Raw genomic sequence first — 12,462 nt, 5'->3', positions numbered from 1 at the left:
TCGCATTCCGTTCGTGTCGAGCGTAGTCGAGACACCCCGACGGCGGGCGCAACTGATCGGCATCTCGACTTCGCTCGATGCGAACGGGAAAGGGAGAGCATAACCAATGCCAAAAACAGTCACCGTCCTTTCGGGCCTCATCCGTCCGCTCCTCGAAAACAGCCTTCCCGACTGGATCGAACCGCGCTTCTTCGCGTCGAAGGAAGAGGCGCTCGAACTCGCGCCCTACGCCGAAATTGGCTGGTTCGACATGTACGACAAGCGCGACATGTCGGCGATCATCACCGCCGCGACGAACCTCAAATGGCTGAACTCGATCTATGCCGGGGTCGACGGCATGCCGCTCGACCTGCTCCACCAGCGCGGCACGATCGTGACCAATGGCGCCGGGATCAACGCGATCACCATCGCCGAATATGTCGTGATGGGCATGCTGACCGTCGCCAAAGGCTATCGCGACGTCGTCCGCGCGCAGGAGCGCCGCGAATGGCTGATGGATTCGCCGGGCAAGATCGAGCTGTTCGGGTCGAAGGCGCTGCTGCTCGGCTATGGCGCGATCGGCAAGCTGATCGAGGAAAGGCTGAAGGCGTTCGCGGTCGACGTCACCGTGGTGCGGCGCTCGCCGGGGCCGAACACGCTGACCCCTGACCAGTGGCGCGCCAGCTTAAGCGATTTCGACTGGGTGATCCTCGCGGTCCCCGCGACCCCCGAAACCGACGGCATGATCGGCGCCACCGAACTCGCGGCGATGAAGCCGACTGCGACGCTGATCAACATCGCGCGCGGCAGCGTCGTCGATCAGGACGCGCTCGTCACCGCGTTGAATGAACAGCAGATCGCCTCGGCCTTCCTCGACGTCACGACCCCCGAACCGCTCCCCGCCGACGACCCGTTGTGGAGCCTCGACAACGCGCATATCACCATGCACCTGTCGGGCCGCGCACAGGACCAGATGTTCGTCCGTTCGGCGCAGCGCTTTCTCGAAAACCTCGATCGCTGGAAAAAGGGCGAAGCCGTCGATCCGCGCGTGGACCTGACGCTGGGTTACTGACCCGGCCGCTCGGCCTTCAACTCGCGCACCAGCGGCTGCAGCCGCTCGTCATATTTGGCAAGCATCGTGTGCGCCCCGGCATGATCGTAAAAGCTGACGAGCTCGCGCCCGTTCCAGCGGTGGAGCGCATAGGCGGGATCTTCGGCGACGATCATCGGGCGGTCGTCGGGCTTGTTCTCGTCGATGGGCCGAAGGTCGAGTGACACCTGCGGCGCGGTCGACGAGCAGATTGCGACGGTGCGGCCTTCCCACGCGACGGTGACGCTGCGGTGCAGATGCCCGCAAATCAGCCCGCGAACCTGCGAATGCCGGCGCACGACGTCGGTGAACATGCCGACCCAAGGTTCGTCGGGATCGGTGTTCATCCACTCGATCCCGCTTTCCACCGGCGGGTGGTGCATCACGATGTACGTCGGCTTGGCCGGATCCTTCGCCAGTTCGGCGTCGAGCCACGTCGCGCGCTGCTCGCAATAAGCGCCGCCATGACGCCCTTCCTCCAGAGTGTCGATCGTCACCAGCCGCATCTCGGGCAGTTCGATCGCATATTGGACAAAGCCGTTGCCGTCGTCGAAACCCGGAAAGCGGGCGTGAAAATTGTCGCGCAGATCATGGTTGCCGACGCTCGGCCACACCGGAAAGGGGCAGCGTGAAAAGGCGTTTGCTAGGCGGCGATAACTGTCCTCGTCACCGCGGTCGGTCAGGTCGCCGGTGGCGAGCAACAAATCGGGCCGGTTCGGACCCTCAATCAGCACGTCGAGCACCTCGTCGAGGCGCTTGCGGTTATATTCGGCCGGATTGTCCGGATCGAACCCGATATGGATATCTGTGATCTGTGCGATCAGCATATCCGTCCCCTGCTCCGGCCAGTTCGCCCCGGCCCTCCAAAACCTACCCGCCCCGCCTTGCCGTATGCAAGGAAGGTGTGCGCCACGTCACTTCGTAAAGGCCCCGCCCGCCGGTTCCTGTGATCACGCTCACACCAAAGGTACTGCGTAGAGGTTTATTTGTAATTGCGGCGGTGTTTTTCTTGCGTTGACGCGGCGGCATCCATGGCTTGCCTCCGTCCGAATGATATTCATGGCACATCGCGCACGGCGATTCGGTCGCGGTTTCGACCTTCACGACGCGCGCGCCGCCTTCGCCGACATGACAGTCGCGGCATTGGCGCAGCCCCGGAACGAGCAGGTCGGTCGACGTTTTCGAAGCGGGTGCGGCGGTGTGGCAGTCGGCGCAATCGGTCTCCCGGTGCGCGTCATGGTCGAACCAGCCTTTTTGCAAGTAGCGCGGGGTCTGGTTGACCGCGGCGACGCGCCAGTTGGTGCCTGCCTGCGGCGCAAAGATCGTGTGACAGTCGTAACAGGCGCCGCCCTTCGAGAAGACCGCACGCACCGCATCCTGCGCGCGGCTGGGCCGTGTCGCGACTTCGTTGAAATAGATATTATACACCTGGCCTTCGGCATAGGCGCCCGGCCGCCGTCGCTGCATCCCGCCGAGCTGGAGCGGCCGCGCCGGCGGCGCCGAGCGATAATAAGCCGTGAGGTCGGCGACCACTTGGTCGGGCTCACCATGGCGCAGCGTGCGTGTCACCCCGCCGACGGTCTCGAACGCGAGGCTGTGGCACATCGCGCAGTCGCGCTCCATTTCGACCGGCTTGACGCGCACCCCGTCGGCCTCGACGCGGTGGCAATTCTGGCACTCCAGCTTCTTACCGAAGTCATAACGGCCGCGGAAACTCGCCGCCATGCGCGCGACCCCGCCGGTCGCCTGCAGATGCACGTCATGCGGGAATTTCAGGCCATTATAATCGACCGTCCCCTTGCCCGGCGCGGCGCGCGCCAGCTTCGCTCCGGGCGCCGCGCGGATAAGCGGGCGGAATTCGGGGTGGCCGGTGCCGAAATCGGCGGCATCGGCCAGCATCGTCGGATGCCCCGCCGTCTTCAGCCGCGCCGACATGCCGTTATGGCAATCGGCGCAGAATTTCTGCGGCGTCGCGGGCATCGGCCCCGAACCCTCATGCTCGGTGTGGCACTCGACGCAGCGCCCCTGCGGTTTGTTGAAGGTCTTGGCAAAGCCCGCCAGTACCTTTTCACCGATCCCTGGCGGATGCCGCGCCGCGAGCAGCATCGCGGTCGGCGCATTGGCGTGTGCCATGCTCATCGTCTTGTGCTCACCCGTGTGGCAGCCGACGCACGCCTTGTCGGTCACTGCCACAAAGGGTTCGACATGGCACGACTGGCAGTCGTTCTTCAGGCTCGCGTGCGCGCTCGACAATGGGCCCGATAGCCACGCGCTGTCGGCATGATAGCCGTCGGGGCGTTCATTCACACTCTTGTAGCTGTACCACGCCCAGATTGGCCCGATCAGGAAGGCGAGCAGCATCAGCACGCCGAACACCCACGCCCCCAAGCGCTTGCCGAGCATGACGCCTTGGAGCGAGAAGGCCTTGGCCTCGTCGACGTCCTTCGACGATTGCGACAACTCGTCGATGCGCTCGACGAGCAGGATGATATTCTCGCCCTCGCGCGCGATAGTCAGCCGGTGGCCACCGAAGCGCAGTTCGGCGCCTGCTGCGCTGTCGACCTCTGCCGCATCGACCGAGCGACCATTAAAATCGAAGCCCAGCCCCTCGCTCGCCGCAACGCGGACGTGGCGGCCATCGGCGCTGCTGATCGTCGCATGGTGCGGATTCACCGCCAGGTCGGCGATGTGGATGACGTTGCTGCCCTCACGCCCGAGGGTGATCGTGTCGCCGGGCAGCGGCGTGTCGCGGATGATCTGTTTGCCGGTCTTCGTCGTCGAAATACGGCGCAGGATGAAGCTCATGGTCCCCCTCCCCGCCTTACCAGTAAAAGAAGACGCTGATGATGTGCGCCGACAGCGCCGCAATCAGCGCAAAGGTCAGCGGCACATGCACGTAAAGCCAAATTTCGAGCAGCGCGCGGATCTTGAGATGCCGACGCAGACGCGTCAGCGCCGCCTGCTTCTGCTTGAGCAGCCCGACGACCTTTTCGCGCGCCTCGCGATCGCTGCCATTGGAGCCCGACAGCGTGCGCAGCGCCGCGGCGGTCGCGCAATTGGGATAGCGTCCCGACAACCGCGCCATGACGCCGCCCGCGAACGGATCCTCGTCGAGCGCCGCCAGCACCGGCGCGGTATCGGCGGGCGTCAGCGGCTGCGCCGCGCTGTGCAGCTGCCGATCGAAGGCGCGGATCGCCTCGAGCATCTGCATCTGCGTCATTTCGTCGCGGTTGTTCGACAGCGCCGCGGGCAAGGTCGCATAGACGATGACACCATAAAGCCCCGACAGGATGACCAGCATCATCAACGCCCACGCGAGCGTATGGACATTCCAGCCAAGCTGGAACCCCGTGTGCCAGGTGCCGATGACGATCAGGCTGAGCCCGAGATAGACATGCGCCGACGTCCACGCCTTCAACGACCAAGCGCTGCTCGTCATCTTGCGCTTGCGATAGCCGAGCGCGGTGAGCCACAGGATCAGCCCCGCGCCGATCGTGCCGAGCGTATAGCCGTACCAGCTACCGCCATTATGCCGCGGCGTCACATCGACCAGCGCGTAGCTCACGATGATCAGCAGGCAGAGCCCACCCGAAATCTTCGCCCAGCGAAAACCGGCGTAGCGTAGGAAACCCTCATGCTTGCGCTCGCGGACGCGCTCGGTTTGGGTGGCCTTCGACCGGCGACGCTGAAAAAGGCTCGCCATCAGCCGGCGTCCTCTTCAAGCCGCGCGATCGACAAAAATTCTTCGGGCGAGACGCGGATCGCGGCGCCGGTCGGGCACGCCCGCACGCACGCCGGACCGCCCGAAATGCCTTTGCACATGTCGCATTTGACCGCGATCTTCTTGGGTTTCTCGTCACCCAATTGCTTCTTGGTCCATTTGGGCGACGGCTCGCCAGGGCCCGGACCGAACCCGGTGAGCAGCCAGCGCAGCAGGCTCGGCTTTTCGGGCGGCGCCGCCTCCATGCGGATCACGCCATAGGGGCAGTTGCGCATGCAATTGCCGCAGCCGATGCAGCCCGGCTCCATGAACACCTCGCCATCGGGGCCGCGGTGGATCACATTCGGCGGACAATCGGCCATGCAGTGCGGATGCTCGCAGTGGCGGCAGCTCGTCGGCACATGCAGATGCGCAAAGGTCTTGCCCGCCTCGCGGTCGAGCCGCGACAGGCCTTCGTGACTGTCGGCGCATGCCTTTTCGCAATTGTCGCAGCCGACGCACAGATTCTCGTCGATCAACAGCGCGTCGGTAGCCTCGCCCAGCCCCTCCTTCATGATGAAGCTCGCGGTGTCCGAATAAAGGTCGACCGCGCTCGAATAGCTCGCCTTGCGCGATTCGATGAAGCTGTTCATTTGCGCGCGTTCGGCAACGGCGGCCTCGGTCGCTTCGCGCACCTGCGGCCGCGCGCTCAGCATCTTGCGGAAACTTTCGCCGGTCAGCTTGATTAGCTCGGCGCCGACCGCCGCCTTCACTGTGGCGTTGCGCGGTTGGCCGCTGAGCACCCCCATTTCGCCGAAGAAGCTGCCCGCGGGCAGGTAGCGCAGGAAGATCGGCTTGCCGCCGATGTCCTTCTCGACCACCATCGATCCCGACCGGATCACATAAACATCGTCGCCCTGCTCGCCCTCGGTCAGCACGACCTTGCCCGCGGACACGCGCTCGACCTCGGCGGTATCGACCACGTCCGCCAGATCTTCGACGGTCAGCCCCCCCTTGAAAATCTGGAGCAATTGGCGTTCGAGCGAGATTCGGTTGATGACGCGCTTGGCGCCTGGCACCGCCGCCATCAGCTTCAGTGCTGCGGTGCGCGACACCTCGACAAAGATGCTGTCCTCGCCCGCGCGGATCGTCGCGCCGCGCTTGCGCCCCGAAATCAAGCCGACCTCACCAAAGATCGACCCCTGTTCGATCGGCACGGTGAAATCGGGGCCGACCTCGACCTCTGCAAAGCCGTCGGCAATTGCGAACAGCGACGATCCCGGATCGCCCTTCTCGAAAACCGCCTCGCCCTTGGAATAGAAAGCGACCTTCGAATCGAGCATGAACTCGCGCATCTGGAGCGGCGACACATCGGCAAAGATGCTGACCCGCGATCGCAGATATTCCAGCCACTCGCTGACCGACTTCTTGTGCGGCAGGTTGGCAAAAATCGCCGCCAGATCCTTTTCGTCGGCGGGGGTCAAGGCGCTGTTGCCGTTGATGAACTCGACGACGTCATAGCCCTGGTTCATGCAATGCTTGATCAGCGGATAGCCCGCGAGCGCGCCAATGACATAAAGCCCCGGCACCGTCGTCTCGAACGTCGGCGACAGTTTCGGAAAGGCCTCGCGGTCGGGGCCGGTGAACTCGATCCCCATCGATTCGACGAACCCGCGCGGCGCGACCGAGCCCAGCCGCGCGACGATCACGTCGCATTCGATCCGTTCTTCGCCCGTCGGGGTTTCGAGCGTCAGCCAGCCCGGCTCGACCTTCTTCGGCTGCGTCTCGGTGCGGATCGACATGAAACCATTCTCGCCCGCCTCGGTCATATCGGCGACATTTTTTGCCTTGGCGCGCGCAAAATCCTTTGATCGGTTCAAGATCGTGACGGTGTTTTCCAGCGCCTCCTCGGCGACCCCCAGCGCATTTTCGATCCCCGCATCGCCCGATCCGACGACGGTGATATGCTTGTCCTTGAAATCCTCGGGATCGTCGACCTGATAGATGATGTGCGGCAGGTCGGCGCCCTCGCAGCGCATCCGGTTCGGATTGCCCTGCGTACCGATCGCGAGGACGATATTTTCGGCGTGATAGACGTCGCCCTTGGCGGTCAGAATCGCGAACGCGCCCTTCTCGCCGGTCACCTCGGCAACCTCGGCGTGATACGCCACATTCACCTTGTTGTTCGCGGCATCCTCGTCCCAATTGCCGAGGATATATTCGCGCGCGCCCTCGGCAAAGCGGCAGTCGGAGCGCAGGTCGAGCCGCTCCGGCGTCGCGAGCACGCGCTTGCCCTTTTGATATTTGAAGATGGTGTCCGACAGATGGTCGGTCTTTTCGAGCAATATATGGCTGAGCCCGAGCTGCGCGGCGCGCGATGCGGCGCTCAGCCCCGCGGGGCCCGACCCGATGATCGCGACCTTCACGCGATCAATGGGGACCACCTCGCTCATGCGCGCACCACCCTACGACAAAGGCCGTTAACTTTGTCGCTGGCCGTGATGCTGACGAACGCGTGCACGGGCATCCCATTCCCCCTATCGCCTACCCCTAAGCGATCCCTACTCTGGATGCGACCCGGACTTATGTCCTGTTGTCGAGCTATGCCCTTGATAGCGGGAAAAGGTCAACCGGCGACGCAAAGCTGCGAGACGTTCGCAACTGATTGCCGGGAGGGCTAAGATGGAATGGCGGGAAACGACCGGAAGGAGTCGTTCTATTTCTTACTTCGTCATCCCCGCGAAAGCGGGGACCCAGCGAGATGCCGTCGAAACTGGGTTCCCGCTTTCGCGGGAATGACGAAATTGAGAATGTTAGCTCACCACCTAAGCTGACGCCTGCAAAAAAGGCCTTTCCTACAATATTCGGCTATGCCAGCCTTCCTCCCGGCTCTTTGATCCAGTAGATAAAAGCGGTCGTCGGCCGGTTTGTGCAGGCGGTCGCGGCTGGACGCGTCCCGCATCCCTGCGGCGTCAAATCGGACGGCGCACAAGGCTGACCTTTACTGACCTTTGGACAGTGTCACCGGGGTGGCGGCGAACACCCCCACGGCGGCGTCGATCACGCCAGTTCGAACATCGCCGCGATGCGCTCGGGCTGCGACGGCTCGAAACGCGACCATCCATCGGGACCCAGTTTTTCGAGCGGGCGGAAACGGGCCTTGTACCCCATGCGCGCCGACCCTTCGATCCAGTAACCGAGATAGACATAGGGCAACCCCGCGCGCGCGGCGCGCTGAACATGGTCCGCGATGATATAGGTGCCCAGCCCCTCGCGCATCGGATGCGCCGCGTCGAAGAAACTGTAGATCATCGACAGCCCATCGCCCTGGCGGTCGGTCAGGCAGCAACCGACAAGGCGACCCTTGCGGCCGTCGAGCGTCGGCTCGCGATATTCGACCATATAGGAGTCGACGGGGGTCTGTTCGACCATGTCGGCGAAATCCTGCTCGTCCATGTCGGCCATGCCGCCATTGGGATGGCGCGAGCCCAGATAGGAACGGAGCAGCGTATATTGTTCTTCGGTCGCCCACGGCTTGCACGCCGTCGCCACCAAGTCGCCGTTGCGGCGCATGTTGCGCTTTTGCGAGCTGCTCGGCGTGAATTCGCTCGCGCAGACGCGCACCGATACGCACGCCGAGCAATCGGCGCAGCTCGGACGATAGGCGACCGACTGGCTGCGGCGGAACCCGATACGGCCGAGCGCGTCGTTCAGTTCGTTCGCGCTATTGCCGCTGAGTTCGGTGAAAACCTTGCGCTCGGTCTTGCCCGCCAGATAGGGGCACGGCGCCGGGCTGGTGACGAAAAAGCGCGGAAAACGAAACGGTGCGGACACGCGGAAAAGACCTCCGGACTGGCGATGCGGAGCCCCCCAACGCGGGTCCGACGCGCTACTTGCACCAACTATGCCGCGCGGCGTCAATGGTGCAAAGCCCGTTTACCATTTTTAAACGTCCCGATCTGAATCAACCCGAAATTTTTATGAATCAGCCGGTAACTTATGTGCCGAATTGAATCGATTGGGCCCACAATCGATCCCCCCTGTGGCGAAGCCATGGGGAGGGGGACCGCCGCGATACGGTGGTGGAGGCGCCGCGACCTAGCGCTATAGCCCCTCCGTCAGCGGCTACGCCGCTGCCACCTCCCCACCGCTTCGCGGCAGGGAGTATCTGATCGTCAACTATACCCGCGCAGTTCGTCGCCGGTCAGCGTCGCCACATGCAGCACGTTGGTCGACCCCGGGGTGCCGAACGGAACCCCCGCCATCATCACGAGCTTCGCGCCGGCCTTGCAGATGCCGTGGCGCAGCGCCATGCGCTTGCCCTTGGCGATCATCTCTTCGAAACTGCCGATGTCCTTGGTCGGCACGGCATGCGCACCCCATAGCAGTCCCATGCGCCGCGCAGCCTCGCGCTTTGGCGTCAGCACGAGCAACGGGGCGTTCGGCCGCTCGCGCGCAACACGGCGCGCGGTCGATCCCGATGCGGTGAAGCAGATGATCGCGTCGGCGGCGATCGTTGCGATGATGCTGCCGGCCGCCTCGGCGAGCGCGTCGGCGGTCGTGGCATCGGGATGCGTTTCGGTGAAGTGCAGACGGCGGAAATAATCGGGATCGCTTTCGACCGAGCGCGCGATCGAATCCATCATCGTCACCGCCTCGACCGGAAAGGCGCCCGCCGCGGTTTCGGCCGACAGCATGATCGCGTCGGCGCCGTCATAGATCGCGGTCGCGACGTCGGACACTTCGGCGCGCGTCGGCGACGGCGAGGTGATCATCGATTCCAGCATCTGCGTCGCGACGACGACGGGCTTGCCCATGCGCCGCGCGGTAGCAACGATCTTTTTCTGAAGCGGCGGCACCGCCTCGGGCGGCAGCTCGACGCCCAGATCGCCGCGCGCAACCATCGCCGCGTCGGCGAGTTCGAGGATTTCCTCGATCCGCTGCACCCCCGACGGCTTTTCGAATTTGACGAGCAAAGCAGCCTTGCCGCCGATCAGCGTGCGCGCCTCGGCGACGTCCTCGGGCCGCTGCACGAACGACAGCGCGATCCAGTCGACATGCTGTTCGAGCGCGAAGGTCAGGTCCTTGCGGTCCTTTTCGGTCAGCGCCGCGAGCGGGACGACGACGTCGGGGACGTTGACGCCCTTGCGGTCCGAAATCTTGCCGCCGACCTCGACCACCGTTTCGATCTTGTCCGGGGCGACGCTTTTGACGCGCAGCACCAGCTTGCCGTCGTCGATCAGCAGGCGCGTGCCGGCTTCGAGCGCCGCGAACAATTCGGGGTGCGGCAGATAAACGCGCGTCGCGTCGCCCGGCGTCTTGTCGGTATCGAGGACGAAACTCTTACCGTTCACCAGTTCGGCCGGGCCGTCCTTGAAGGTGCCGACACGCAATTTCGGTCCCTGCAGGTCGACGAGGATCGTCGTCGGGCGCCCGGTTTCCTTTTCCAGCGCCCGGATCGCGGCGATCACCTGCGCATGACCGGCATGGTCGCCATGACTCATATTGACGCGGAAGGCGTCGGCACCGGCGCGGTGCAGTTCGGCAATCATCGCGGGATTGGCGCTTGCGGGACCGAGGGTCGCCAGGATGCGAACCTTGCGCTGGCGGGGGATAAAGGTCTGAACCACAAATGCTCCGATGACGTGGGTAGGTGAGGGTCGGGGACGCTAGGGCAATGCCGCCTTGATGATAGGAAGGCAACCGCCGTATAGCTATTCAATCATTCAACGGAGGAACCATGTCCTGCAGCGACGATCAGACGGCCGGTAGGGATACACTTGACGAGCTTGACGATGCCGTCGCCGCCGCGGCGTTCCGCCGCCTCGCCCGCCTGCTCCGGCATCGCAGCGACGCCGCGAACATCGACCTGATGGGCCTCGCCGGTTTCTGTCGCAACTGCCTCGGCGACTGGATTGCCGAGGCGGGGGACATGGACAAGGAAACCGGCCGCGCCATCGTCCACGGCATGCCGACCGCCGAGTGGAAAGCACTCCACCACACCGCCGCGACCCCCGAACAGCTCGTCCGGATGGAAGAAAGCATGGCCAAAAATCCTTCGGGCCATTAGGGACGCGCCAAGCGCGATTCTTGCGCTGGACCATCCACATTACCGGAGCCAAAAATGAGCGAAGCCACTGTATCCGACGAACAACTGCGCCTTTTCATCGAGCGCATCGAGCGTCTGGAAGAAGAGAAAAAGGGCATCGCCGACGATATCCGCGACACCTATAATGAATCGAAATCGCAGGGTTACGATCCGAAAATCATGCGCCAGATCGTCCGTCTGCGCAAATTGCCGGTGCACGACCGCAAGGAAATGGAAGCGATTCTCGACGTCTATAAATCGGCGCTCGGAATCGACTAAAAGCCAACCACCAACAGATCGGGGAGAGTGACGATATGTTCAGCACCACCACCAACACTATCGAGGGCCGTCCGGTCCGCGAATATCTGGGTATCGTCACCGGCGAAGTGATCGTCGGCGCCAATCTGTTCCGCGACCTGTTCGCCAGCATCACCGACATCGTCGGCGGCCGCTCGGGCAAATATGAGGATGTCCTCGCCCGTGCGCGCAAGGAAGCGATCGCCGAGATGGAAGCCGAGGCGACGCGCCTTGGCGGCAATGCCGTGGTCGGCGTCGACCTCGACTATGAGGTGCTCGGCCAGAATGGCTCGATGCTGATGGTCAGCGCGTCGGGAACCGTCGTTACTCTGTGACGCGGTCGTCACTTTGCGGGCGCCGCGTGGTTGTCTGGAACCGCGCTACGCGCTAGGGGCGGCGTCACATTTCCCGTTTCGATGGAGGTAGGCCGTGGCCGGCCATAGTAAATTCAAGAACATCATGCACCGCAAGGGTGCGCAGGACAAAAAACGCAGCACGCTTTTCTCGAAGCTCGCTCGCGAAGTCACCGTTGCGGCGAAGATGGGCCTGCCCGATCCCGACGCGAACGCGCGCCTGCGCGCGGCGGTCAACGCCGCCAAGGCGCAGTCGATGCCCAAGGACAATATCCAGCGTGCGATCGACAAGGCCGCGGGCGGCGAAGGCGAGAATTACGAAGAAATCCGCTACGAAGGCTATGGCCCCGGGGGCGTATCGCTGATCGTCGAGGCGCTGACCGACAACCGCAACCGCACGGCGACCAACGTCCGCACTGCGTTCAGCAAGAATGGCGGCAACCTCGGCACCAGCGGCAGCGTCAGCCACGGCTTCGACCGGCTGGGCATGATCAGCTATGCCGCGAAGGCAGGCGACGCCGACACCATCTTCGAAGCCGCGCTCGATGCCGGCGCCGACGATGTCGAATCGTCCGAGGACGGCCACGACATCTGGACCAGCGTCGACAGCTTGCACGAAGTCGCGAAAGCGCTCGAAGCCAAGCTCGGTGAAGCCGAAGGCGTGAAACTCGCGTGGCGCCCGACGCTGAAGAGCGAAGTCACCGAAGAGAGCGTCGCGCAGAGCCTGTTCAAGCTGATCGACACGCTCGACGACGACGACGACGTCCAGACCGTGTGGGGCAATTACGAAATCCCCGACGCGGTGATGGAGAAGCTGGGTTGATCTCTTCCTCTCCCCTTGGGGGAGAGGGTTGCGCAGACTTGCGGGCTCTGCCCGCTAGTGGCAGCTGGGTGAGGGTATGGCCACGCCCCAGTCCCTCTCCAAGTCCGGCTAGCCAGACAAGCTGGCAAGCCT

11 protein-coding genes are annotated in these 12,462 nt (G+C 63.7%); 5 read left to right on the top strand and 6 right to left on the bottom strand.

Annotated elements, in window-relative coordinates:
• Positions 1-106 precede the first annotated feature (106 nt).
• On the top strand, positions 107-1,051 hold the full coding sequence (locus tag SKP52_RS04315; protein WP_039572143.1) for a D-2-hydroxyacid dehydrogenase: 945 nt from the start codon (positions 107-109) through the stop codon (positions 1,049-1,051).
• On the opposite strand, the gene SKP52_RS04310 is transcribed toward SKP52_RS04315, so the two are convergent.
• From SKP52_RS04310 to pyk, 6 genes are all read right to left on the bottom strand, one after another.
• Positions 1,045-1,896, bottom strand: coding sequence for a metallophosphoesterase (locus SKP52_RS04310; protein ID WP_039572141.1), 852 nt, complete (start codon positions 1,894-1,896; stop codon positions 1,045-1,047). The two genes, SKP52_RS04315 and SKP52_RS04310, sit on opposite strands and share 7 nt — an antisense overlap.
• Positions 1,897-1,939: 43 nt before the next feature.
• Positions 1,940-3,874 carry a cytochrome c3 family protein gene (locus tag SKP52_RS04305; RefSeq protein ID WP_039572138.1) on the bottom strand — a complete coding sequence of 645 codons (1,935 nt, stop codon included), beginning with the start codon at positions 3,872-3,874 and terminating at the stop codon, positions 1,940-1,942.
• A 16-nt stretch (positions 3,875-3,890) separates the two neighbouring features.
• On the bottom strand, positions 3,891-4,772 hold the full coding sequence (locus tag SKP52_RS04300; protein ID WP_039572135.1) for a hypothetical protein: 882 nt from the start codon (positions 4,770-4,772) through the stop codon (positions 3,891-3,893).
• Positions 4,772-7,222: an NAD(P)-binding domain-containing protein gene (locus SKP52_RS04295; RefSeq protein WP_039572133.1), complete on the bottom strand. Its 2,451-nt coding sequence runs from the start codon at positions 7,220-7,222 to the stop codon at positions 4,772-4,774. Before SKP52_RS04295 ends, SKP52_RS04300 begins: the two co-directional genes overlap by 1 nt.
• Before the next feature lie 607 nt (positions 7,223-7,829).
• The gene (locus SKP52_RS04290; RefSeq protein WP_039572131.1) at positions 7,830-8,603 is read right to left on the bottom strand and encodes an arginyltransferase; all 774 of its coding nucleotides are present in this window, start codon (positions 8,601-8,603) and stop codon (positions 7,830-7,832) included.
• Positions 8,604-8,944: 341 nt separating this feature from the next.
• Positions 8,945-10,399, bottom strand: coding sequence for a pyruvate kinase (pyk, locus tag SKP52_RS04285; RefSeq protein ID WP_039572128.1), 1,455 nt, complete (start codon positions 10,397-10,399; stop codon positions 8,945-8,947).
• Between the two features lie 110 nt (positions 10,400-10,509).
• Between pyk and SKP52_RS04280 the strand changes: the two genes are divergently transcribed.
• The 4 genes from SKP52_RS04280 (at position 10,510) to SKP52_RS04265 (ending at position 12,330) form a co-directional block, all read left to right on the top strand.
• Complete coding sequence (locus SKP52_RS04280) at positions 10,510-10,839, top strand: DUF1244 domain-containing protein (RefSeq protein ID WP_039572125.1); 330 nt, start codon at positions 10,510-10,512, stop codon at positions 10,837-10,839.
• Between the two features lie 54 nt (positions 10,840-10,893).
• Positions 10,894-11,136, top strand: a complete 243-nt coding sequence (locus SKP52_RS04275) for a DUF2312 domain-containing protein (RefSeq protein WP_037514655.1) — start codon at positions 10,894-10,896, stop codon at positions 11,134-11,136.
• 35 nt (positions 11,137-11,171) lie between these two features.
• A complete protein-coding gene (locus SKP52_RS04270; RefSeq protein WP_039572119.1) occupies positions 11,172-11,489 on the top strand; it encodes a heavy metal-binding domain-containing protein in 318 nt (105 codons plus the stop codon).
• 94 nt (positions 11,490-11,583) lie between these two features.
• On the top strand, positions 11,584-12,330 hold the full coding sequence (locus tag SKP52_RS04265) for a YebC/PmpR family DNA-binding transcriptional regulator (protein ID WP_039572117.1): 747 nt from the start codon (positions 11,584-11,586) through the stop codon (positions 12,328-12,330).
• Positions 12,331-12,462 lie beyond the last annotated feature (132 nt).

This window comes from Sphingopyxis fribergensis, from assembly GCF_000803645.1.
GTDB lineage: Bacteria > Pseudomonadota > Alphaproteobacteria > Sphingomonadales > Sphingomonadaceae > Sphingopyxis > Sphingopyxis fribergensis.
The sequence above is the reverse complement of the archived record's forward strand: the minus strand, read 5'-3'. Positions and strand labels throughout refer to the sequence as shown.